Genomic DNA, 22,658 nt, shown 5'->3' with positions numbered 1-22,658 from the left:
TGGGGTGACTCAGCCCGCGGAGGCGATGAAGTAGATGACAATACCGATCAGCGCGAGGACCTCGGTGAGCACGAAGGTCGAGAAGCCGATGCCCTGCAGCTTGCCCTGGGCCTCCGGCTGACGCGCGGTGCCGTTGATGACCGCGGCGAAGATCAAGCCGATGCCGATGCCCGGGCCGATCGCGCCCAAGCCGTAGCCGATGGCGGCGAGGCCGGGGTTGATGTTGACAGCCTGCTCGGCGGCCTGGGCGAGAACGATGTTGCTCACGTGCGTTTCCCTTCACTTCGGTCCGCGCACTCGCGCGGATCGGGGGCTTGTGTGTTTCTCAGTGCTCCGACGCCAGCGCGGCGCCGATGTACCCGGCCGACAGCAGGGCGAAGATGTAGGCCTGCAGCACCTGGATGAAGGCCTCGAGGAAAGTCATCAGGATCGCCAGGACCCAGCCGAGGATCGACACCGGCTTGAGGGCCCAGCCCGAGGTCTCCGTGAGCAGGAAGGTGCCGCCCAAGGTGAACACGATGATGATCAGGTGCCCGGCGAACATGGCGGCAAAAACACGGATGGCCAGCGTGATCGGGGTGATGAAGAACTTCTGCGCGAACTCGATCAGGCCGTACAGCGGAAGCACGAACTTCGGGATTCCCGCCGGCGCCAGCTGGTTCTTCAGGTACCCGCCCAGGCCGTGCTTCTTGATGCCCACGTAGTGGTACACCGGGTAGACCACCAGCAGCGACATGGCCAGCGGGAAGCCGATCCGCGCCATGGTCGGGAACTGGAAGAAGGGAATGATCCCGAAGAGGTTGTTCACCAGGATGAAGGTGAACAGCGCGAGAACCAGCGGGATGAACGGCTTGAACTCTTTCGAGCCGATCTGGCTTCGCGTGATGTTGTTGCGGCTGAAGTCGTAGAGAGACTCAGCGATGAACTGGCCCTTGGTGGGCACGATCTTCAGCTTGCGCGAAGCCACCAAGAAGTAGGCGGCGACGATGACCAAAGCGATGATCACCAGCAGCTTCGGCTTGTTCAGGCCCCAGTCGCCAGACCCCAAAAACGGCGGCAGCTCGAAGGCATCAGTACCAGGGGGCGTGAAAGTCGCACCCTCGGTCAGTACCAGCGCGATCACTGCGCTCCTCCCGGTTCTCCCGGCCGGCGTTCACTCCGCCGGGGGAATCGTCACGATCTGGACTTAACGTACCCGATACGCACGAGCACGCCGGAGGCGGCCATGGCCACCGCGCAGTGAATGAATTTCAAGCCCTGCACAGAGGTTCGGCTCGCGTGAGCACTGCCCTGCAATCCACTTCGGACCAGCGGCTGAGGGGCGGAACAATCGGATCGCCACACTGCTGGTCGCGGTTCGTCTGAGGGAGTGCGCGGTCGAGGCCGCCACCCTTGACGCGGACCCTACCAGCAGGTCAATCGGTGCCGTACACGCGTACTTCATACCAACCGATCAGCTCAGGACTTAGGTCCCGGGACGGTCCGGGACCCAAGTCCGGGACACTCGCGACCGGTTTCGCAACACCACAGGTGAGGGCCGCGGCGAGGTGCTGCTCACGCCCGAAAGTCGGCCGATGTGTTTCAGGTCACACTCGGATGCAGCAGCCGACTTTCACTGGCAGTAGCGGGCACACTCAGGACGGAATGATCGTCGGGATCTTCGTCTTGCGGAAGGCCGCGAACTCGGCTGCGGCGGACACCAGGATCGCGACGATCATGGTGATTCCCAACGACAACGGGTGCAACGCGGTGACGCCCTTGAGCAGCGTGAGCGCGAGGAACAGCACCACGACCTTGACCACGTACCCACCGAGCGCGATCACCAGGACGAACATCGGATCCTGGCCCGCGCTGAAGCGCATGAGCCCGAGCGTCGACAGGGCTGCCAGCATCGCGAGCACGGCGCCGACCAGCGACCCGAGGAAGCCGTGCAGCCCGAAGACGATGCTGAACACCACAATGCACACGAGCACCGCCGGCGGCGTGACCAGCAGCGAAGCCCTCGTCATCGCGCGAGCTGCCTGCAGCACCACCTTGGCGTGCGGGTTCTCCGTCGCGTCGGACGAGGTTTCTGTTTCGCTCACAGCTGGCTCCCTACTCGGTTCGCCCGTCGAGTGTAGAGAACCTGGTGACCGGTCTCCGGAGCCCCCGCCACGCTCCTTGGTCGCGCCTCACGTTGCCCAGGGCTCGCGGAGATGGGGAACTCGTGTCACCGGCGACCATTTTTCGACGACCGGGTCGCCGCAGGGGAATTGCACAGGATTGTCCCCAGCACTGCGCAGCCGTTGCTCACCTGCGCCGGATCAAACCACTCCGGACTGCTTCACGCGCGCGTGGCCAGCCGAGGACTCCCGTTGCGCCGCAACGATCTTCTCGAGTCGACCGGACCCGCCCCCGCCGGCTCGGCAGCAACGCGGGTTCAAGGAAAGGTGCTTGCCGTCGCGCCGGCCGGCAACAACACGACGCCTCCGCGCATTCCCACTTCGGTTCCCGACTAACGGAAAACCACAAGACGCCGGCGGCAAATCAGGAGAAATGAATTCGCGAAACCCTCAACCGGCTCGGTGCCGTGCCCGCAACCGCGGCACCAACGACACCAGCACGGCCACCACCAGTCCCGCCCCGATACCCCAGAACACCAGAGGGCTGTCGAACAACGTCACCGACACCGCGCCGAACGCGAGGATGCCCGCCCACAAGTAGATGAGCAGCACGGCGCGGCGCTGGGAGTGGCCGATCTCCAACAGGCGGTGGTGGAGGTGCATCTTGTCGGCCGCGAAGGGGCTTTCGCCGCGGCGGGTGCGGCGGATGACGGCCATGACGAGGTCCAGCACGGGGACGAAGAGCACGGCCACGACCACGACCAAGGGCGAGAGCAGCGCCAGCGCGTCGGAAGCGGAGAAGCGGGTGTAGCTGACGCGGCCGCTCGCCGACGTCGTGGCGCCGGCGAGCATGAGGCCGATCATCATGGAACCGGAGTCGCCCATGAAGATCTTGGCCGGTTGGAAGTTGTACGGCAGGAAGCCCAGACAGGCGCCCGCGAGGGTGGCGGCGATGAGGGCCGGCGGGTAGGTGCCGAAGTCGCCGCCCGTGCTGTCGAGCAGGCCGAGCGAGAAGGCGCACGTGGCGGTGGCAGCGATGAAGCCGAGGCCGCCCGCGAGGCCGTCGAGGCCGTCGACGAAGTTCATGGCGTTCACCATCACCACGACCATCACCACGGTGAGCAGCGCGCCCTGGTTCTTGTCCAGCACCAGCACGGACCCGAACGAGTCGCCGGTGCCGCCCCACGGCACCCAGAACGACACCCACTGCACGCCGAAGAGCACGAGGATGCCCGCGCACATGACCTGGCCGGCGAGCTTCGTCCACGCGTCGAGCTCGAACCGGTCGTCCAACGCGCCGATCAGGGAGATGACGCCGGCCGCGAGCAGCACGCCCACGGAGTCGAGCGAGGCGTCGAAACCGTGGCTCAGCGCGGGCAGCTGGTGCGCCAGGCCCATCGCCGCGGCCACGCCCAGGTAGATGCCGACACCGCCCATGCGCGGAATCGGCGTCACGTGGACGTCGCGCGCCCGCGGGTTGGCGATCGCGCCGATGCGGATCGCGACCCGGCGGACGACGCCGGTGAGCAGATACGTCACCGCCGTCGCCGTGAGAGCGACGAGGAGGTACTCCCGGATCGGGAGAAGTCCTTGCACAGGGGGCATGACCGCGTCACGCCTGCCGGGGGGTCCGAGTCACCGCGTCACGCTACCGCGACCGGGTGTCACCCGGTTCAACGGAGCCTCCCGGCGCGCGACCACTGTGGACCGCTCAGGCGAGCGACTCGAGTGGCACGCCCATGACCTCGGCGATCGCCGCGCGCGAGACCGCGCCTTCGCGCAGCACCACCGGGTTCTCACCCGTGAGGTCGACGATCGACGACGCCACGGCCTCGCCGCTCGACCCGCCGTCGAGGTACACCGACACCGAGTCGCCGAGCTGGTCCTTGGCCTCGGCCGCGGTGGATGCGGGCGGGCGGCCGGACACGTTCGCGCTCGACACGGCCATCGGGCCGACGTCGCGCAGCAGCTCCAGTGCCACCGGGTGCAGCGGCATCCGCAGCATCACGGTGCCGCGCGACTGCCCGAGGTCCCACTGCAGGCTCGGCGCGTGCGGCAGCACGATCGACAGGTCGCCCGGCCAGAACGCCTCCACGAGCGCCCGCGCCTGCGGGGGCAGGCCGAGCACGAGACCGTCCACTGTGGACCACGAACCGACGAGCACGCCCACGGGCATGTCCGGGCCGCGGTTCTTCGCGCGCAGCAGCGCCTGCACGGCGCCCGCGTCGAAGGCGTCGGCACCGATGCCGTAGACGGTGTCGGTGGGCAGGACCACCAGCCGGCTCGACCTCACGGCGGTCGCCGCGGCGGCCAGCCCTTCGGCCCGGGTCTCGCGTTTGCTGCAGTCGTACACCGCGCTCATGAGCCGAAGCCTAGCCCTCGTCCCCGGCACCCGAATGCGGTGGTCAGGTGCCGGGGACGCCGGGTCAGAACCCGATGGCCGTGCAGGTGGTGGTGCTCGTCTTCGCCGAATCGCTCACCGACGTGGCCGTGAGCTTCACGCGTGCCGTGTACGGCGCGCCCGGTGCCCGTTTCGCGTACGCGGCGATCTGGGCGGTCTGCCCGAACTTCGCCGTCGCCAGCTCGTTGGGCAGCCGGACCTCCCAGCCCTTCGCGTCCGTGGTCGCGCTCAGCCGGTAGGTGTCGGTGTCGTACGGCGCCTTCGCCCCGCGCGCGGACCCGGTGTTCAGCAGCCGGAAGTCGCACGTGGCCAGGCCGCCCTTGGTGAACGCGGGCAACGCCGGCCACAGGTGCGCGCCGCGGGCCTGCGGGCCCGAGCCGTCGAGCGAGGCGACGGTGACCGTGTAGGACAGGACGCCCGTGCGATCGCGGGCGAGGTCGGTGACGAGGAAGTGCAACCGGTTGGCCTCGTCGGTGTACTCGTACGCCCCCGAAGAGCCCGTGCCGGCCTTGAACGCCGCGTCGTTGAGCTGCCGGTAGTCGCCGACGGTGATCTTGACCGGCGTGCCGTCCGGCTTCACGTAGTCGGTGAGGCCGATGTCCTGCGGGTTCGCGTCCACGACCCACTCGAACGGCGCCGCGTCCTTGTTCTTCGTCTTGGCCAGCAGCACGCCGGAGTCGGGTGCGAACGAGTCCGAGCCCATCCGGTCGACGACCTCGAGCGTGTAGTTGTCGTAGCCGCCGCCGTCGCACAGCGGGTTGGTGTTGCGATCGCACTTCGGGGACTTGTCGCCACCGGTCAACGCGATGTTCAGGCCCGTGTACGCCCCCGGTTGCGGCGCCGCCTCGCGCGCGGTGACGCGAGCGGTCACGGGGCCGGTCTTCGCGAGCTGGTCGCGGTCGAGCTGCAGCACGTCGGCGGGGTCGACGATGCCGAGCTTGAGCTTGTTGCGCAGCATGTGGTGCGCGCCCATCGAGCCGCCCTCGGTGGCCGGGATCTGCCAGCGGGTGTGCGGTCCGCCGGGGCCGTTGAAGCTGCCGCGCGACAGCATTTCCCACGGCCCGGTGTACGCGCGCTGGGGCGGCACTCCGAACGGGTTGTTGTAGTTGTCGCCGATGCCCAGGATGTGGCTGAACTCGTGGGCGTAGGTGCCCTGGCCCGACGATTCGGCCTGCGTCGAGGAGCCGTTGGCGGCGTTGGGCCAGATCGACGACGCCGAGGCCCACGACGTCCACGGCACGTACCGCGTGTCGGCGTAGTTCGGCAGGGCCGGGTCGGGCGGCCCGAACTCGTCCGGCACCGCGTCCTGGCTGCCGAACTTCATCTCGCCGAATTCCTGCCACGTCGAGCTCTCGTCCTGGCCCGCGGAGAGGAAGAAGACGAAGTCGAACTGGTCGGCCAGCGCGCCGACGTCGGCCCGCCACGCGGCGCGCGCGTCGGTGCGCAGGTCGCGGTCGCACGTGTCGCCGGCGGGGCAGGCGCCCTCCTGGAACTCCATGCCGTACTCGTAGGACTTGCCCGGCATGCGGTACGGCCCGAACGCGGTGAGGTCCACGCCGAAGCGGCCGCCCGAGTCCTCCATCCAGTACTCGTTGATGGTGTGGCCGTGGTTGAGCGGCTCGGGTTTGTTGAGGAAGTCCTGGTAGTACTGCGCCACGTCCTCGCGCTTGAGGTTGCTCGCCGACGGTGCGGGGTTGCCGAACACCGTCGAATGCGGTGGCTGCGTGACCACGAAGTCCTCGTTCGGGTAGTCCGCGAGGACGACGGCGCCCTTGAAGGTGCGCTCGGTCGGCTTGAGCGACGGGTCGGCCCAGTTCGTGCCCGGGACCTTGCGGTAGTCGTTCCACGTCATGGCCGCTTGGTCGGCCCAGTGCGCCGAGTCGAGCGCCGCGGGCCAGCCGCTGGTGAACGTGTCGGCGCTCGCCGTGCCGGCCGTCAGCCCGGGCAGCAACGCGACGGCGGCAACCACGGCCGCCGCCTTCGAGATGCGCTGGGCCGGGATCCAGGAGGGTCTCATCCACACTCCCCTTCACGATCGGGCTGCCCCGGGGCGGGCGGCCCGGTGATCGACGGTATTCAGTCGACCGCGAATCGTTAGGGTTGCGAACGAAGTCCGCCCCATTGCCTCACGACGAAAGTCGGACAACGGGGCGGTAACGGGATGACGGGGTGGCCGAAGGGGCACAGGGGGACGAGCCGGGCAGCCTCAGCTCGGCTCGTCGACCGGGTCGACGCGACGGCGGAGCAGGCAGAACTCGTTGCCCTCCGGATCGGCCAGCACGTGCCAGCTCTCCTCGCCCGTCTGACCGACGTCGACTTTGCGCGCGCCGGCCGCGAGCAGCCGCTCGAGCTCCGCGTCCTGGTCGCGGTCGGTCGGGTTCACGTCGAGGTGCAGCGGCAGTTTCCCGCGTTTCGACTCGGTGCTGCGACTCAGGACGAGCGTCGGCTGCGGGCCGCCGAAGCCGCTCGGCGGGCCGATTTCCAGGTCGCCGTCGTCGTCCCGGCCGAGTTCGACGTAGCCGAGGACTTCGCACCAGAAGTCGGCCAGACGTTGCTGGTCGGCGCAATCGAGGACGAGTTCGGTGATCCGGCAGGCCATGGACCGAGCCTAGGTGCGTTTCAGCCCAAACGCCGCGCGGTCACGAACCGGGCCCGGCCCGTGAAGTCCGGGTGGTCCTCCACCCCGGTGAGCACGCGCCGGGCCCGCACCAGGGCCGGGACGGCGGAGCCGTGGGTGTCGTCGTGTTCGATGGCGAGGCCGCCACCGGGACGCAGCAGGCGGGCACCGGCCGCGATGGCGTGGCGGATCACCGCCAGGCCGCTCTCCTCGGCGAACACGGCGCGAGCCGGGTCGTGTTCGGCGACCTCCGGGGGCACGGGGGTGCCCTCGGGCACGTACGGCGGGTTGCAGAGCACCAGGTCGACGAGGCCGTCGAGCTCGGCGAACATCGTCGGGTCGGCGATGTCGCCCGAGTACAGGCGCACGGGGGTGTCACCGGCGTCGGAGTGCACGTCGGCGTTGTGGCGGGCCCACGCGAGCGCCTGCGGGTCGACGTCGACGGCGTAGACCACGGCGTCCGGGCGCTCGTGGGCCACGGCCAGGGCGAGCGCGCCGGAGCCGGTGCACAGGTCGACCACCACGGGGTACTCGCGCCCGTGCAGGAACTTCAGGCCCCAGTCCAGCAGCAGCTCGGTCTCCGGTCGCGGCACGAAGACGCCGGGGCCCACGTTCACGGTGATGTTGCCCAGCGCCGCCCACCCGGTGAGGTACTGCAGCGGGATGCGCTTCGCGCGCTGGGCCACGAGCTGCCCGATCGCCTCGATCACGGGCGGGTCGACCAGCGGCACCATCGGCAGCCGCCCGCGATCGACGCCGAGCACGTGCGCGGCGATCAGGTCCGCGTCCGTCCGCGGCGACTCCACGCCCGCCTCGGTGAGGATCCGGGTGGCCTCCATGATGGCCAGGCGCAGCGGCTGCCGATTCACTAGTCGTCCTTCACGTCGTCGAGCCTGGTGCCCAGCGTATCGACACCGCGACCGCAGCGGGCCGCGCCGGGCCGAACCGAACGGGGCCCGCGCGAACGACGGTCCCGATCCACCACGGAACGCCACAACCTACAATCAGCCGGTGCGTACCAGGGAACTCCGCTTCGGTCTCGCAGTCTTCCTCGCTTCGCTGACTCTTCTCCTGGTCCGGTTCCTGGTCCCCCGGCCGATCGGCATGGCGGACAACGGAGATGGCTGGCGGCTGCTCTGCAAGCTCGGCGGCAAGCAGCTCGACCGCCCGTCCGAAGGGTTCGTCCGGTTCAGCTACGGCGCCGGTGTGCCGTGCACGAGCGACTACGTCTCGAGCCAGAGCTGGCTCGACTGGCTCGCCGCCAAGATCGGCCACGTCTTCGGCTCCGACGCGATCCTCAACCTGTTGATCCTCGGTGTCGGCACCTGCGTGCTCATCGCGATCGGCATCACCGCCGCGGTGCTCGGACTCGACCTTGGCCGTCGCGGCCGGATCGTCGCCACGGCGCTGCTGCTGCTCGTGATGGGTGACTCCGCGTTCTTCGGATACTTCGCATCGAGCCTCAGCGAGGGCGCCGCGTTCCTCGGCATGCTGCTGATCGCCGGTGGCCTCCTGCTCATGCACCGGCGCCGCGAACTGCGCTACGCGGGCGCGACGGTCACCGTCCTCGGTGGACTGATCGGCATCAACGCCAAGTCGCAGACCTTGCTGCTCATCCCCGTTTTCGTGATCGCCGTGCTGCTCGTGAAGCCCCAGGGCGCGCGTGGCAAGGCCCGTTGGGCACTGCCGCTGGCAGTGCTCGTGCTCGTGGGCGGGGGGACGCTCGCCATGCAGTCGCAGGGCGACCCGGCCAACGCAGAATACCGCGAGGCCAACATGTACAACGCGATCTTCGACTCCATTGTGGACGGCAAGCACGACACGAACGCCGACCTGGCGGCGCTCGGCCTGCCACCGTCGTTCGCGAAGTACATCGGCACCGGCTGGTGGAGCCCTGGTGCCGCGTGGACCGACCCGCTCTACCCCCAGTACCGCGACAAGATCAGCCGCCGCAACGTGCTCGCGTACTACGAGTCGCACCCCGTGCGGGTCACGCAGATCCTGCAGCAGGGCGGGGTGAACACGCTCACGGCGCGGCCCGACAACCTCGGCAGCTTCGGTGAGCTATCCGGCCAGCCGCGGTTGTCGAAGGAGTACCGCGTACCGGTGTTCTCCGGCCTCGCGGCGCTGGCCGCGCCCGCGGGCCTGTTCGTGCTGATCCCCGTGTGGCTGCTGCTGGCCTGGGCGGCCATCCGCGCGTTCCGGCGGAAGCGGCGTGAGTACGGCCTGGTCGTGCTGCTGCTGACGGTGTTCGCCGTCGGTCAGCTCGGGCTGTCCGCGCTCGGCGAAGGCGTGGAAGGCGTGAAGCACCAGCTGCTGACGCTCTTCCCGACAGTCCTCGCGGTCGCGTTCGGGGTCCTCAGCCTGCTGTCGAAGGCCGAAGAGCCGCTCAATCCGCTGGAACAGGCGGAGCCGCGTGAAGACGACGAGCCGCTGGCCGAGGAGATCGCGGCCGTCGCCTGAGACCCCGTTGCGGCCGCGCTCAGCCGGACTGGGCGGCGAGGCGCTCCTCGCGGTCGGCCGTCGCCAGGGCGTCGAGCACGCCGTCGAGGTCGCCGTCGAGGACCTGGTCGAGGTTGTAGGCCTTGTAGTTCACGCGGTGGTCCGAGATGCGGTTCTCGGGGAAGTTGTACGTGCGCACGCGCTCGGACCGGTCCACGGTGCGGACCTGCGAACGCCGGGCGTCCGACGCCTTCGCGGCGGCCTCTTCCTCGGCGATGGCCTGCAGGCGCGCCTGCAGGACCAGCAGAGCGCGGGCGCGGTTCTGGATCTGCGACTTCTCGTTCTGGCACGACACTACGATGCCGGTCGGCAGGTGCGTGATGCGCACGGCCGAGTCGGTCGTGTTCACGCTCTGGCCGCCGGGGCCCGACGAGCGGAAGACGTCGATGCGCAGGTCGTTCGGGTCGATCTCGACCTCGACCTCTTCGGGTTCGGGGTAGAGCAGCACGCCGGCGGCGGACGTGTGGATGCGGCCCTGCGACTCGGTCGCCGGCACGCGCTGCACGCGGTGCACCCCGCCCTCGAACTTCAGGCGCGACCAGACGCCGTCGGCGTCGGCGGTCTTGCTCTTCACCGAGAGCGTGACGTCCTTGAAGCCACCGAGGTCGGAGTCGGTCGAGTCGAGCACCTCGGCCTTCCAGCCGTGGCGCTCGGCGTAGCGCAGGTACATGCGCAGCAGGTCGCCGGCGAACAGCGCGGACTCCTCGCCGCCCTCACCGGACTTGATCTCCATGACCACGTCGGAACTGTCGTACGGGTCGCGCGGCAGCAGGAGCTCGGTGAGCTTCGCCTCGAGGTCGGGGATCTTCGCGGCGAGCTCTTCGGCCTCTTCGGCGAACGCGGCGTCCTCCGCGGCGAGCTCCTTGGCCGCGGCGAGGTCGTCGCGGGTCTGGTCGAGCTCACGCACCGCGCGCACGACCGGGCTCAGCTCCGCGTAGCGGCGGCCCAGCTTGCGGGCCTTGGCCTGGTCGGCGTGCACGGCCGGGTCCGCCAGCTGCTCTTCCAGCTGGGCGTGCTCCGCGAGCAACCCCTTGAGCGAACTCGAATCCACTTCCGTGCCTTCTTCCCGACCGAACGACAACTACCGAACCAACCCCGACAGACAGCAAACGGCGCCCACTCGCGCGTGCGAGTGGGCGCCGTGGGCGAAGCTACTTGGCGTCGTTCTTCTGCCGCTTGCCGTAGCGCTTCTCGAAGCGCGCAACCCGGCCACCGGTGTCCATGATCTTCTGCTTACCGGTGTAGAACGGGTGGCAGTTGGAGCAGATCTCGACGTGGATAGCGCCCGAGTCCTTGGTGCTGCGGGTGGTGAAGCTGTTCCCGCAGTTGCAGGTGACCTGAGTGGTCACGTACTCAGGGTGAATACCGCTCTTCATGGTGTCCTCTCTCGTTGGCCCCGGGTCCCCAGGAATGGGGTGAACCGGTGCCGGACTTCAGCGGGTCATTCTGCCAGACGTGCTGACAGTGTCTGTAACAGACCCTCCTGGCCTGGTATTCCACGCCCCCGACGACCGGGGCCGAACGCCGTGAAGGGCCTCGCTCGGGAACGGATTCCCGCGCGAGGCCCTTCACGGAACGTGGTGCCGACCGGGGGGTCAGTCCTCGTCGTTGGCGCCGAGGGCCGTCTTCGAGACCTGCATGAGGAACTCGATGTTGGTCTTCGTCTTGCGCAGGCGCGAGATCAGCAGGTCGATGGCCTGCTGCGAGTCCAGCGCGTGGAGCACGCGGTGCAGCTTGTGCGTGACGGCGAGCTCGTCCGGCGAGAGCAGCAGCTCTTCCTTGCGGGTGCCGGACGGGTTGACGTCGACCGCCGGGAACACGCGGCGCTCGGAGATCTTGCGGTCGAGTTTGAGCTCCGCGTTGCCGGTGCCCTTGAACTCCTCGAAGATCACCGTGTCCATCGTGGAGCCCGTCTCCACCATCGCCGTGGCGAAGATGGTGAGCGAGCCGCCGTTCTCGATGTTGCGCGCGGCACCCAGGAAGCGCTTGGGCGGGTACAGCGCGGTCGAGTCGACACCACCGGACAGGATGCGGCCCGACGCCGGCGCGGCCAGGTTGTAGGCGCGGCCGAGGCGGGTGATCGAGTCGAGCAGCACCACCACGTCGTGGCCCATCTCGACCAGGCGCTTGGCGCGCTCGATCGAGAGCTCCGCGACCGAGGTGTGGTCGGCCGGCGGGCGGTCGAAGGTCGAGGCGATGACCTCGCCCTTCACGGACCGCTGCATGTCCGTGACCTCTTCCGGCCGCTCGTCGACGAGCACGACCATCAGGTGGGCCTCGGGGTTGTTCGTGGTGATCGCGTTGGCGATGTCCTGCATGATCGTGGTCTTACCGGCCTTCGGCGGCGACACGATCAGGGCACGCTGCCCCTTGCCGACCGGCATGATCAGGTCGATCACGCGGGTCGTGAGCTTGTGCGACTCGGTCTCGAGGCGCAGGCGCTCGTTGGGGTAGAGCGGGGTCAGCTTCGTGAAGTCGGGGCGGCGCTTGGCCTCGTCCGGCTCCAGGCCGTTGATCGAGTCGACGCGCACCAGCGGGTTGAACTTCTGCCGCTGCTGCTCGCCGTCGCGCGGCTGGCGCACGACACCGGTGATGGCGTCACCGCGGCGCAGGCCGTACTTGCGCACCAGCGAGAGCGACACGTACACGTCGTTCGGCCCCGCCAGGTAACCCGAGGTGCGCACGAACGCGTAGTTGTCGAGCACGTCGAGGATGCCGGCGACCGGCAGCAGGACGTCGTCCTCGCGGATCTCGGTGTCCGGCGAGCCGCCTTCGCGCTGGCCGCCCCCGCTGCCCCGGCGCCGGCGGTCGCGGAAGCGACGGCCGCGACGGCCGCCCTCTTCGTCGTCCTCCGGGCCCTGCGACCGGTTGTCCTGCTGGCCGCGGTTGCCGCCGTCCTGCTGGTTGTTGCGCTGGCGGTTGTCGCGGTCACCACGGTTGTCGGAGCCGCCGCGGTTGTTGTCGCGGCCGCCCTGGCGCTCGCCACGGTCACCGCGGTCGTTGCGCTCACCACGGTCGTTGCGGTCGTTGCGCTGACCGCCGTCACGCTGCTCGCGCTGACCACCGTCACGCTGGCCACCATCGCGCTGGCCGTCGGGCGCGCCCGCGGCGCGGTTGGAGCCGCGGCGGCGACGGCCGCGGCCGCCTTCCTCCTGCTGCCCCTCGCCGTTCTGCTGGCCACCCTGGTCGTTCTGCGCGGGCTTCTCGGCCGGCGCCTCGGGGGCCGAACCGTTGGTCTCGGCCTTCGGAGCCGGCGCCGCCTCGGCGGCCGGGGTCTCCTCGCGCTTCTTCTCGACCCGAGCCGGCTCTTCGGTCTTCGCGGGCTTCGCGGCCTTGGGAGCCGGAGCGTCGCCGACGCCGTCGAGCGGGAGGGTCTCCGCCGTGGCGGTGCGCTTCTTGGTCTTGCCCTGGCGCTCGCGAATCGCGGCGATCAGGTCACCCTTGCGCATCCCCGTGGTCTCGCCCACACCCAGTTCGCCCGCCAGCTGGCGGAGCTCGGCGATGACCATCCCCGACAAGCCCCCGGTGCGGCGCTTCGGAGCGGCCGCAGCCCCATTCGTCTCAGCGGCCGCGGCGGGGGTCTCCACGTCGCCGCTCAACAGATCGGTGTTGCTCACACATGTCCTTCCTGACCGATCCACGCCTCCAGGTGGATCAGCGGACTGCCGCCGATCGCGTCTGATCGCGAAACGGCATTTGCTTCCGATGCGGGCGAGTCGCGCCTAGCCGTGCGGAACACAGCGAGAGCGTCGCCAGCACAGGGGTGTTTGCCTCCCCCAAACGGAGGAAACGGAATTCGGCACCGCCGAGACCGGAAACCCGCCTGCGTCCCTCCGCTCCCGCAGCTCATGCGGTGCGGACTGGCGGATCGACGAAGGATGCGGACCGGAGGCTCACAAGGAGCGAAAGGACCGGCATCGGGTGCGGAAACGCACGGTGATCGAACGCCCCCGAGGGTAGACCGCCCGGTGGGCCGGTGCAACAACCACCCCCCGCGTGGCGCACGTTCCGCCCGCCACGTGACCGGGGCTTTACTGAGCCGCAACCTGAACACCCGTCAGGTCCACGCCCAGCTCGGCGACGTCGAACCCTTCAACGTCCACCTCCGGCGGCAATATTCCCGTCGTGGTGAGCGCGAGCACTGTGGGACCGGCTCCGGAGATCGTCGCGGCGACGCCCCGGGCACGGAGCGTGCGCACCAGCTCGGAGCTCGCGGGGTACGCGCTCGCCCGGTACTCCTGGTGCAGCCGGTCTTCCGTGGCCGCGAGCAGCAGCTCGGGTTTCGTGGTGATCGCGAGCACGGAAAGCGCGGTGCGGCCCGCGCTGTGCGCCGCGTCGGCGTGCGGAACGTGCTGCGGCAGCAGGCCGCGCGTCGCGTCCGTGGAGGACTTCAGCGCCGGAATCGCCACCACAGGACGGATCTTGGTGCTGGGCTCCACGCGTTCAGCGTGGAACCGGCCATTTTCCGACCACGCCACCACGAACCCGCCGAGCAGACTGGCGGCCGCGTTGTCCGCGTGGCCCTCGAACTCCGCCGCGAGCTGCAACGCCTCGTCGTCGAGCGCAACGCCCGCGATCGCGTAACCCAGCGCCACTCCGGACACCACGGCGGCGGCCGAGGAACCGAGTCCGCGCGCGTGCGGGATGTTGTTGAAACACCGCAGGTGCAGCCCCGGCGGGCGCACGTCGAGGTGCGCGCACGTGCGGCGGATCGCCCGCACCACGAGGTGCGTTTCGTCGGTGGGCACGTCGGCGACGCCGCCGGCGCCGGCGTCGACCACCTCGACCTTGAGCCCGTCCTCGGTCACTTGCAGCTCGACGACGTCGTGGCGCGCCAGCGCCATGCCCAGCGCGTCGAAACCCGGGCCGAGGTTGGCCGTCGAACCCGGCACGGTGGCCCGGAACGACGAGCCCACCGGCAGGCCCGAGGAGCCGGTCATCGCAGGTCCAGCGCCGCGGCGACCGCGGTGGGGTCGACGGCGAGCGGCTCGACCTCGACGTTGCCCTCGAGCGCGGTCGCGGGGTCCTTGAGGCCGTGGCCGGTGACCGTGCACACGACCGTGGTGCCCCTCGGCAGGCGGCCGTCGGCGGCGGTGGCGAGCAGGCCGGCGACGCTGGTGGCCGAGGCCGGCTCCACGAACACGCCCTCACGCTGAGCGAGCAGCCGGTAGGCCTCGAGGATCTTCTCGTCGGTGATGGCCTCGAACAGGCCGTCGGACTCCTCCTTGGCCTTCACGGCGCTCCCCCACGAAGCGGGGCTGCCGATGCGGATCGCGGTGGCGATGGTGTCCGGGTCGGACACCGGTTCGCCCCGCACGAGCGGCGCGGCACCGGCGGCCTGGAAGCCGAACATGCGCGGCGTGTTCTTCACCACACCGTCGGCCGCGTACTCCGAATACCCGGCCCAGTAGGCGGTGATGTTGCCCGCGTTGCCCACCGGCAGGCAGTGGATGTCGGGCGCCTGGCCCAGCGCGTCGCACACCTCGAACGCGGCGGTCTTCTGGCCCGCGATGCGCACCGGGTTCACGGAGTTCACCAGCGTCACCGGGTAGTCGGCCGCGGTCTTGCGCGCGAGCTCGAGGCAGTCGTCGAAGTTGCCGTCGACCTGCAGGATCCGCGCGCCGTGCAGCACGGCCTGCGCGAGCTTGCCCATCGCGATCTTGCCCTGGGGCACCAGTACCGCGCAGGTGAGCCCGGCGCGTGCGGCGTAGGCGGCGGCCGAGGCCGAGGTGTTGCCCGTCGACGCGCAGATCACGGCCTTGAGCCCGCTCGCCAGCGCGTGGGTGATGGCCACGGTCATGCCGCGGTCCTTGAACGAACCGGTGGGGTTCGCGCCCTCCACCTTGAGGTGCACCGTGCAGCCGGTGAGCTCGGACAGGTGCGCGGCCGGCAGCAGCGGGGTGTTGCCCTCGCCGAGCGTCACCACCTGCGCTCCGTCCGGCACGGGGACGCGGTCGCGGTACGCCTCGATGATTCCCGGCCACGCGCTGGTTCCGACTGCACTCATGCCGCCACCTCAATTCGGAGTTCCACGCTCGTCACCGGTGAGGTGGCGCCATGAACAGCGATGATTCGCTTGCAAGCTGCGCTCACTGGTCTTCGCCTTCCACCCGCATGACACTCACGACTTGGTGAACCACATCGAGTTTCGCGATCTCGTCCACAGTGGACTGAAGCGCCGCGTCGGGCGCCAGGTGGGTGACCACCACGAGGCTCGCCGTGTCGTTGGCGTCGCGCTGGCGCACGGCGGCGATGCTCACGCCGTGGCCCGCGAACGCCTGCGCCACCTGGGCGAGCACACCCGCGCGGTCGGCGACGTCGAGGCTCACGTGGTAGCGCGTGGGCGTCTGGCCCATCGGGCGCACCGGCAGCGCGGCGTGCGCGGACTCGCGCGGCCCACGTCCGCCGACCACGCGGTTGCGCGCCACGGCGACGAGGTCGCCGAGCACCGCGCTCGCGGTCGGCGCGCCACCCGCGCCCTGGCCGTAGAACATCAGCTCACCGGCCGCGTCGGCCTCCACGTACACGGCGTTGAACGCGCCGCCGACGCCCGCGAGCTGGTGGCTGCGCGGGATCATCACCGGGTGCACGCGGGCCGAGACGGACTCGGTGCCGTCGTCGGCCGTCACGCGTTCGCAGATGGCCAGCAGCTTCACCGTGCGGCCCAGCACGCGCGCGGCGACCAGGTCGGCCGCCGTGACGTCGGCGATGCCCTCGCGGTGCACGTCCTTCGCGGTCACGCGCGTGTGGAACGCGAGCGAGGCGAGGATCGCGGCCTTCGACGCGGCGTCGTAGCCGTCGACGTCGGCGGTCGGGTCGGCCTCGGCGTACCCGAGGCGGCCGGCCTCGTCGAGCGTCTCGGCGTAGCCCGCGCCCGTGGTGTCCATGGCGGAGAGGATGTAGTTGGTGGTGCCGTTGACGATGCCCATCACGCGCGTGATGCGGTCACCCGCCATCGACTCGCGCAGCGGGCGCAGCAGCGGGATGGCGCCGGCCACGGCGGCCTCGAAGTACAGGTCGACACCCGCGGCGTCGGCGGCCTCGAACAGGTCGGCCGAGTGCTCGGCGAGCAGCGCCTTGTTGGCCGTGACCACGGACTTCCCGGCACCCAGCGCGGCGAGCAGCCAGTCGCGCACGGGCTCGATGCCGCCGACCAGCTCCACGACCACGTCGACGTCGTCGCGCACCACGAGGGCGGCCGCGTCGTCGGTGACCAGGTCCGCCGGCAGCTCGGGGTGCTTGTCCGGGCGGCGCACCGCGATGCCCGCCAGCTCCACGGCGGCACCGGCGCGTGCGGCCAGCTCGTCGGCCTGCTCCGTGAGCAGCCGCACGACCTCGCTGCCCACCGTGCCGCAGCCGAGCAGGGCGACCCTGATGGCCGGCCGGTCTGATGGAGACACTGTGGACACTTCTCAAACCTCCAGGCGCAGCATGTCGTCCGTCGTCTCCCGCCGCAGCAGCACCCGGGCGCTGCCGTTGCGCACGGCCACCACGGCCGGGCGCGGCTGCCGGTTGTACCCACTCGCCATCGAGTAGCAGTAGGCACCGGTCGCCGCGACGGCCAGCAGGTCGCCGGGAGCAAGAGTGTCGGGTAGCCAGCAGTCTCGGACGACGATGTCGCCGGATTCACAGTGTTTTCCCACGACTCGGGACAAGGTGGCGATCACGGGGTCGTCCCCGTCGGCAGTGTCACTGGCGGAGCGCGAAACCACCCGGCAGTCGTACACGGCGTCGTAGAGCGCCGTGCGGATGTTGTCGCTCATGCCGCCGTCGACGCTCACGTAGCGGCGGGTGGTGTTGTCGCCGAGCGCGACGTCCTTGATGGTGCCGACCTCGTACAGCGTGATGGTGCCCGGTCCGGCGATCGCGCGGCCCGGCTCGCCCGCGATGCGCGGCACGGGCAGGTCGGCGTACGCGCATTCCTTGCGCACGATCTCGCGGATCTGGGTGATCATCTGCGCCGGCGGCGGCGGATTGTCCTTTTCGGTGTACGCGATGCCGAACCCGCCGCCGAGGTCCACGAGGTTGAGCTGGTCGAGCAGCTCACGGCCGTGCTCCTTGGCCAGCTCGGCCAGCAGCCCGACCACGCGGCGCGCGGCGACCTCGAAGCCGTCGGCGTCGAAGATCTGCGAGCCGATGTGGCTGTGCAGGCCCACGAGCTTGAGCGAAGCCGTGTTGAGCACGCGGCGCACGGCCTCGGCCGCGTCGCCCGACGCCAGCGAGAAGCCGAACTTCTGGTCCTCGTGCGCGGTGGCGATGAACTCGTGCGTGTGGGCCTCGACGCCGACCGTCACGCGCACGAGCACCGGCTGCACGACCTCGCGGCGCGCGGCGATGTCGGCGAGGCGCGCGATCTCGTGGTAGGAGTCCACCACGACCGTGCCGACGCCGGCCTCCACGGCCATCTCGAGCTCGGCGATCGACTTGTTGTTGCCGTGGAAAGTGATCCGCTCGGCGGGGAAGTTCGCGCGCTGTGCCACGGCGAGCTCGCCGCCGCTGCAGACGTCGAGGCTCAGGCCCTGTTCGGCCACCCACTTGGCGATCTCGATCGAGAGGAACGCCTTCGACGCGTAGTGCACCAGCGCCGGGTCGTCGAACGCCTCGGCGTAGTCGGCGCAGCGGGACTTGAAGTCGGCCTCGTCGACCACGAACAGCGGCGTGCCGTAGGTCTCGGCGAGGTCGCGCACGTCCATCCCGGCGATGCGCACGATGCCGTCGCCGGCCCGGTAGGTGTTGCGCGGCCACACTTTCGCGGGCAGCTTGTCGAGCTCTTCGGCGCTCGCGGGCGGGAACCCGGAGGCGTCGGCATGGGGGTAGACGTCGGCGTGGCGGGGGCCCGCGGGGTGCGCCATTTCTTACATCCGTTCAGGAGCTGAGACACCGAGCAAGGACAGGCCGTTCGCCAGCACCTGGCGAGCGGCCTCGCACAGGGCGAGCCGGGCGAACGTCAGAGGGGTGGCCTCTTCGTCGCCCTGCGGCAGCACCCGGCCCACCGTGTAGAACTTGTGGTACGCGCCGGCCAGCTCCTCGAGGTAGCGGGCGATGCGGTGCGGTTCCCGCATCTCGGCGGCGCGGCGGACGGTGGCGGGGAACTCGCCGATGGTGCGGATGAGGTCACCTTCGGCGGGGAGCGTGAGGAGTCCGAAGTCGACGTCCACTGTGGACTCTTCGGACTTCAGCCCGAGGTCTGCGGCGTTGCGCTGCAGGGAAGACAGCCGGGCGTGCGCATACTGCACGTAGTAGACCGGGTTGTCGTTGCTGTGCTTGCGCAGCAGGTCGAGGTCGACGTCCAAAGTGGAGTCGACGGAGTAGCGGATGAGCTCGTAGCGCGCCGGATCGACGCCCACGGCCTCCACGAGGTCCTCCATCGTGATCACGGTGCCCGCGCGCTTGGACATGCGCACCGGCTTGCCCTCGCTCACGAGGTTCACCATCTGGCCGATGAGGACCTCGACGGTGTCGGGGTCGTCGCCGAACGCGGCCGCGGCGGCCTTGAGGCGCGCGATGTACCCGTGGTGGTCGGCGCCGAGCATGTAGATGCACAGGTCGAAGCCGCGGTTGCGCTTGTCCTTGAAGTAGGCCAGGTCGCCGGCGATGTAGGCCGGGTTGCCGTCCTTCTTGATGACGACGCGGTCCTTGTCGTCGCCGTACTCGCTCGACTTGAGCCACCACGCGCCGTCGGCGAAGTAGAGGTTGCCCGAGTCCTTCAGCTGCTGCACGGCGGCGTCGACGGCGCCGGACTGGTGCAGCGAGTTCTCGTGGAAGTACACGTCGAAGTCGGTGCCGAACTCGTGCAGGCTCTGCTTGATCTCGGTGAACATCAGCTCGATGCCCACCCGGCGGAACGTCTCGTGCCGCTCGGCCTCGGGCAGCGACAGCGCGCTCGGCTCCTGCTTGAGGACCTCGGCGGCGATGTCGTTGATGTAGCCGCCCGCGTAGCCGTCCTCCGGCGCGGGCTCGCCCTTCGCGGCGGCGATGAGGGATCGGACGAACCGGTCGATCTGGGCACCGGCGTCGTTGAAGTAGTACTCGCGCGTGACGTCGCCGCCCTGCGCGGCCAGCACGCGACCGAGCGCGTCGCCGACCGCGGCCCAGCGCGTGCCGCCGAGGTGGATCGGGCCGGTCGGGTTGGCCGACACGAACTCGAGGTTGATCCGGCGGCCCGCGAGCGCGTCGCCGCGGCCGTAGGCCTCCCCCGCGTCGAGGACCTGGCGCACGATGTCGCCCTGCGCGTCGGCGGCGAGGCGGAAGTTGAGGAAACCCGGGCCGGCGACCTCGGCCGCGGCCACGCCGTCGGCCGCCGCCACGACCTCGGCCAGCGCCTCGGCGAACTCCCGCGGCTGCAGCCCGGCCTTCTTGGCGACCTGGAGGGCGAGGTTGGTCGCATAGTCGCCGTGGTCGGGGTTGCGCGGGCGTTCGATGGTCACCTGCTCCGGCAGCACGGCGGCGTCGACGCCTCGGGCGTCGAGCACCTGCACGGCGGAGGCGCGGACCAGGTCGGCGAGAGCGGCGGGAGTCACTCGCCGAATTCTAGGTGTGCCCAGGTAGGCCGCTTACGCCGGTCCGACCTGCGGTTGGCCCGCGTCACACCCGCGGTGATCGCGAGAGGTGTTCACGGTGATCAGACGTCCGGTCTCTACACTGGCCGACGGGCAGGGTCCGTCCGGATCCCTCCATCATCTCACGAGGAGATCGCGGCAGACCATGGCGAAAGGGACAACCAGTAAGAAGGGGACGCCGGGTGGCTCGCGCGGCAAGTCCGCCAACGCGGTGAAGGCCGCGCGCGGCAAGTCCGTCGTCACCAAGAAGGGCACTCCGTGGGGCACCATCATCGGTGTCGTCGTGGTGGTGGCCCTCCTGGCCAGCGTCGTCACCTACTACATGGTGAAATCCGCTCCGCAGCGCGACCAGAAGTCCCGCGAGGAGGCGGCCGCGTCGTTCGCTCCGACGGCGTCCAACCCCGATCCGTCCAAGAAGATCCCGGGCGTGATCACCGCGACCTACACCGGTTCGGTGCACGTGCTGCCCACCGAGCGCGTGGCGTACGACCACAGCCCGCCCTTCGGCGGCCCGCACGACGGCAACTGGGCGGCCTGCAACGGCGTCGTCTACCCGACCGCGGTGCGCACGGAGAACATGGTCCACACGCTCGAGCACGGCGCCATCTGGATCGCCTACAACCCGGACCTCGTCAAGGGTGACCAGGTGGACCTGCTGGCCGCTCGCGTCAAGGGCAAGACCTACATCTCGATGTCGCCCTACCCCGGCCTCGACAAGCCGATCTCGCTGCAGTCGTGGGGCCACCAGCTGAAGCTGGACAAGGCCGACGACCCGCGCATCGACGAGTTCATCGCCGCGCTGCGGACCAACCCCAACGGCGTGTACCCCGAGATCGGCGCCTCGTGCGACGCGCTCGGCCCGGGCCAGTTCGATCCGAGCAACCCGCCGCCGTTCGACCCGAGCAAGCCGGGCCCCGACGCCAAGCCGATGAACTACGGCGGCAGCTCCGGCGCGGTGCCGGAGGGTGGCATGCAGCCGGGTCAGCCGGGTGCCCCCGGCCAGCCCAGCGCGCCCGTCTCGTCGCCGGCGGCTCCGCCGGCGAGCCAGTGACCTCGGTGGTGAGGATTTCGCAGTGAGCACCGAAGCCGACCTCGAACCCGACGTTCACGAGCCCGACGAGCGCCCCACGTGGTCCCGTTGGGTCGTCATCGGCGGGTCGCTGCTCGCCGTGCTGCTCATCGGCGTCGCGATCGGCGTGTTCGCCGCGCGGCTCACCGACGGCGGCGACGCGGCGCCGGCGGTCCCGGGCGCCGGGTCCGTCGAGGTCGGCTTCGCGCAGGACATGTCGACGCACCACCTGCAGGCCGTGACCATGGCCAACTGGGCCCGTGACCACAGCACGGACCCCGAGGTGAGGCAGCTCGCGTTCGACATCGAGTCGTCGCAGACCGAGCAGGTCGGGCGCATGAAGGGCTGGCTCATGCTGTGGGACCAGCCCGAGCAGGCGCCCGGCGCGTACATGACGTGGATGACCGAGCCGATGGGCCACGCGGGCATGCAGATGCCCACCAGCTCCCCGGCCGGTGGCGCGCCGATGCCCGGCATGGCCACCGACGCCGAGATCGCGAAACTGCGCACGCTCACGGGCCGCGCGATGGACGTCGACTTCCTGCAGCTCATGCTGCGCCACCACCAAGGCGGCACGGCGATGGCGGAGTACGCGCAGGACCACTCGAACCTGCCGGCGGTGAAAGCGTTGTGCCGCAGCATCATCGTGTCGCAGGGCGCGGAGATCACCCAGATGAAGCTGATGCTGACCGCACGCGGGGCAGCACCGCTTCCGGGATCCTGAGTTCGTGGTGAAGGAGAGGGCCGCTCCCGGCTGGGGGCGGCCCTCTCTTTCACGTTCGAGGCCAGTCCGCGAAGCGGATGCGCGGGATTTCCTTGATCTCGCCGAGGGTGCCCCACTCGTCGCGCCCGAGGCGGGCCAGCGGGCGCAGCCGCTCGATCAGGGGGTGGTCGCCGTCGAGCACGTCGGCGGACACGGCCGCGTGCACGACCCGGCCGAACACCACCGTCGACGTGCCGAACCCGACCGTGCTGTGCAGCTCGCACTCGAACGCCACCGGCGACTGCGCCACCCGCGGCGGCTTGACCTTCACGCTGGGCTCGCGGGACAGGCCGGTGGCGTCGAACTCGCTGTGGTCGGGCGGGAAGTCGGTGCCGGTGTCGTTGATCTTCTCGAAGAGGTGCTCGGGCGCCAGGTTCACCACGAACTGCCCGGTGGCCTCGATGTTGCGCAGCGTGTCCTTGCGCCCCACCGACGTGAACTGCAGCACGGGCGGCGCCGCCGACGCGACCGTGAAGAACGAGTGCGGCGCCAGGTTGTCCACGCCGTCGGCCGAGGTGCTCGACACCCAGGCGATCGGCCGCGGCACCACGGTCGCGGTCAGCAGACGGTAGAAGGAGAACGGCGCGATGCCGGCGGGGTCGAAGTCCTTGCGCATGGGGCCCGGTCTACCAGGTCGGCGCTAGG

20 protein-coding genes are annotated in these 22,658 nt (G+C 70.0%); 3 read left to right on the top strand and 17 right to left on the bottom strand.

What is annotated here, in order from left to right; genetic code table 11:
* Positions 1-9: 9 nt before the first annotated feature.
* The 8 genes from ACWEOE_RS21845 to prmC all read right to left on the bottom strand — a co-directional run bounded on the left by ACWEOE_RS21845 (position 10) and on the right by prmC (position 7,989).
* Complete coding sequence (locus ACWEOE_RS21845; protein ID WP_452011977.1) at positions 10-267, bottom strand: ATP F0F1 synthase subunit C; 258 nt, start codon at positions 265-267, stop codon at positions 10-12.
* Positions 268-325: 58 nt separating this feature from the next.
* The gene (atpB, locus tag ACWEOE_RS21840) at positions 326-1,123 is read right to left on the bottom strand and encodes a F0F1 ATP synthase subunit A (RefSeq protein WP_452011974.1); all 798 of its coding nucleotides are present in this window, start codon (positions 1,121-1,123) and stop codon (positions 326-328) included.
* A gap of 511 nt (positions 1,124-1,634) precedes the next feature.
* Positions 1,635-2,084, bottom strand: a complete 450-nt coding sequence (locus tag ACWEOE_RS21835) for a hypothetical protein (protein WP_452011972.1) — start codon at positions 2,082-2,084, stop codon at positions 1,635-1,637.
* Between the two features lie 468 nt (positions 2,085-2,552).
* Complete coding sequence (locus ACWEOE_RS21830; RefSeq protein ID WP_452011970.1) at positions 2,553-3,707, bottom strand: glycosyltransferase family 4 protein; 1,155 nt, start codon at positions 3,705-3,707, stop codon at positions 2,553-2,555.
* A gap of 106 nt (positions 3,708-3,813) precedes the next feature.
* Positions 3,814-4,464, bottom strand: a complete 651-nt coding sequence (locus ACWEOE_RS21825) for an L-threonylcarbamoyladenylate synthase (RefSeq protein ID WP_452011967.1) — start codon at positions 4,462-4,464, stop codon at positions 3,814-3,816.
* A gap of 64 nt (positions 4,465-4,528) precedes the next feature.
* Entirely contained in the window at positions 4,529-6,520 is a 1,992-nt protein-coding gene (locus ACWEOE_RS21820) for a M6 family metalloprotease domain-containing protein (protein ID WP_452011963.1), read from the bottom strand.
* A 189-nt stretch (positions 6,521-6,709) separates the two neighbouring features.
* Positions 6,710-7,102 (bottom strand): VOC family protein, encoded by a 393-nt coding sequence (locus ACWEOE_RS21815; RefSeq protein ID WP_452011960.1) that lies wholly within the window; start codon positions 7,100-7,102, stop codon positions 6,710-6,712.
* A gap of 20 nt (positions 7,103-7,122) precedes the next feature.
* Positions 7,123-7,989, bottom strand: a complete 867-nt coding sequence (gene prmC, locus ACWEOE_RS21810; protein ID WP_452011957.1) for a peptide chain release factor N(5)-glutamine methyltransferase — start codon at positions 7,987-7,989, stop codon at positions 7,123-7,125.
* Positions 7,990-8,131: 142 nt separating this feature from the next.
* On the opposite strand from prmC, the gene wsfD reads away from it, so the two are divergent.
* Positions 8,132-9,583 (top strand): glycan biosynthesis hexose transferase WsfD, encoded by a 1,452-nt coding sequence (gene wsfD / locus ACWEOE_RS21805; protein ID WP_452011954.1) that lies wholly within the window; start codon positions 8,132-8,134, stop codon positions 9,581-9,583.
* A gap of 19 nt (positions 9,584-9,602) precedes the next feature.
* On the opposite strand, the gene prfA is transcribed toward wsfD, so the two are convergent.
* The 8 genes from prfA to argS all read right to left on the bottom strand — a co-directional run bounded on the left by prfA (position 9,603) and on the right by argS (position 20,142).
* Positions 9,603-10,673, bottom strand: a complete 1,071-nt coding sequence (prfA, locus tag ACWEOE_RS21800) for a peptide chain release factor 1 (RefSeq protein WP_452011951.1) — start codon at positions 10,671-10,673, stop codon at positions 9,603-9,605.
* Between the two features lie 100 nt (positions 10,674-10,773).
* The gene (gene rpmE / locus ACWEOE_RS21795; RefSeq protein WP_220243829.1) at positions 10,774-10,998 is read right to left on the bottom strand and encodes a 50S ribosomal protein L31; all 225 of its coding nucleotides are present in this window, start codon (positions 10,996-10,998) and stop codon (positions 10,774-10,776) included.
* A 219-nt stretch (positions 10,999-11,217) separates the two neighbouring features.
* On the bottom strand, positions 11,218-13,239 hold the full coding sequence (gene rho / locus ACWEOE_RS21790) for a transcription termination factor Rho (RefSeq protein ID WP_452011947.1): 2,022 nt from the start codon (positions 13,237-13,239) through the stop codon (positions 11,218-11,220).
* Positions 13,240-13,653: 414 nt separating this feature from the next.
* Positions 13,654-14,562 (bottom strand): homoserine kinase, encoded by a 909-nt coding sequence (gene thrB, locus ACWEOE_RS21785; protein ID WP_452011944.1) that lies wholly within the window; start codon positions 14,560-14,562, stop codon positions 13,654-13,656.
* Positions 14,559-15,629, bottom strand: coding sequence for a threonine synthase (gene thrC / locus ACWEOE_RS21780; RefSeq protein WP_452011941.1), 1,071 nt, complete (start codon positions 15,627-15,629; stop codon positions 14,559-14,561). The genes thrB and thrC overlap by 4 nt, the downstream gene beginning before the upstream one ends.
* An 82-nt stretch (positions 15,630-15,711) precedes the next feature.
* Positions 15,712-17,031: a homoserine dehydrogenase gene (locus ACWEOE_RS21775; protein ID WP_452011938.1), complete on the bottom strand. Its 1,320-nt coding sequence runs from the start codon at positions 17,029-17,031 to the stop codon at positions 15,712-15,714.
* Between the two features lie 3 nt (positions 17,032-17,034).
* A complete protein-coding gene (gene lysA / locus ACWEOE_RS21770; protein WP_452011935.1) occupies positions 17,035-18,474 on the bottom strand; it encodes a diaminopimelate decarboxylase in 1,440 nt (479 codons plus the stop codon).
* Between the two features lie 3 nt (positions 18,475-18,477).
* The gene (gene argS / locus ACWEOE_RS21765) at positions 18,478-20,142 is read right to left on the bottom strand and encodes an arginine--tRNA ligase (protein ID WP_452011932.1); all 1,665 of its coding nucleotides are present in this window, start codon (positions 20,140-20,142) and stop codon (positions 18,478-18,480) included.
* Between the two features lie 250 nt (positions 20,143-20,392).
* On the opposite strand from argS, the gene ACWEOE_RS21760 reads away from it, so the two are divergent.
* Both ACWEOE_RS21760 and ACWEOE_RS21755 read left to right on the top strand, forming a co-directional pair.
* A complete protein-coding gene (locus tag ACWEOE_RS21760; protein ID WP_452012156.1) occupies positions 20,393-21,232 on the top strand; it encodes a DUF3105 domain-containing protein in 840 nt (279 codons plus the stop codon).
* A 22-nt stretch (positions 21,233-21,254) separates the two neighbouring features.
* Complete coding sequence (locus ACWEOE_RS21755; RefSeq protein WP_452011929.1) at positions 21,255-21,974, top strand: DUF305 domain-containing protein; 720 nt, start codon at positions 21,255-21,257, stop codon at positions 21,972-21,974.
* A gap of 49 nt (positions 21,975-22,023) precedes the next feature.
* On the opposite strand, the gene ACWEOE_RS21750 is transcribed toward ACWEOE_RS21755, so the two are convergent.
* The gene (locus ACWEOE_RS21750) at positions 22,024-22,629 is read right to left on the bottom strand and encodes a flavin reductase family protein (protein WP_452011927.1); all 606 of its coding nucleotides are present in this window, start codon (positions 22,627-22,629) and stop codon (positions 22,024-22,026) included.
* Positions 22,630-22,658 lie beyond the last annotated feature (29 nt).

The organism is Amycolatopsis sp. NPDC004368, assembly GCF_053602515.1.
The sequence above is the reverse complement of the archived record's forward strand: the minus strand, read 5'-3'. Positions and strand labels throughout refer to the sequence as shown.

Coding starts and splice junctions, on each gene's coding strand:
- ACWEOE_RS21830 (WP_452011970.1), bottom strand. CDS start 3,707: ATGCCCCCTGTGCAAGGACTTCTCCCGATCCGGGAGTACCTCCTCGTC.
- ACWEOE_RS21825 (WP_452011967.1), bottom strand. CDS start 4,464: ATGAGCGCGGTGTACGACTGCAGCAAACGCGAGACCCGGGCCGAAGGG.
- ACWEOE_RS21820 (WP_452011963.1), bottom strand. CDS start 6,520: ATGAGACCCTCCTGGATCCCGGCCCAGCGCATCTCGAAGGCGGCGGCC.
- ACWEOE_RS21815 (WP_452011960.1), bottom strand. CDS start 7,102: ATGGCCTGCCGGATCACCGAACTCGTCCTCGATTGCGCCGACCAGCAA.
- rpmE (WP_220243829.1), bottom strand. CDS start 10,998: ATGAAGAGCGGTATTCACCCTGAGTACGTGACCACTCAGGTCACCTGC.
- thrB (WP_452011944.1), bottom strand. CDS start 14,562: ATGACCGGCTCCTCGGGCCTGCCGGTGGGCTCGTCGTTCCGGGCCACC.
- thrC (WP_452011941.1), bottom strand. CDS start 15,629: ATGAGTGCAGTCGGAACCAGCGCGTGGCCGGGAATCATCGAGGCGTAC.
- lysA (WP_452011935.1), bottom strand. CDS start 18,474: ATGGCGCACCCCGCGGGCCCCCGCCACGCCGACGTCTACCCCCATGCC.
- ACWEOE_RS21750 (WP_452011927.1), bottom strand. CDS start 22,629: ATGCGCAAGGACTTCGACCCCGCCGGCATCGCGCCGTTCTCCTTCTAC.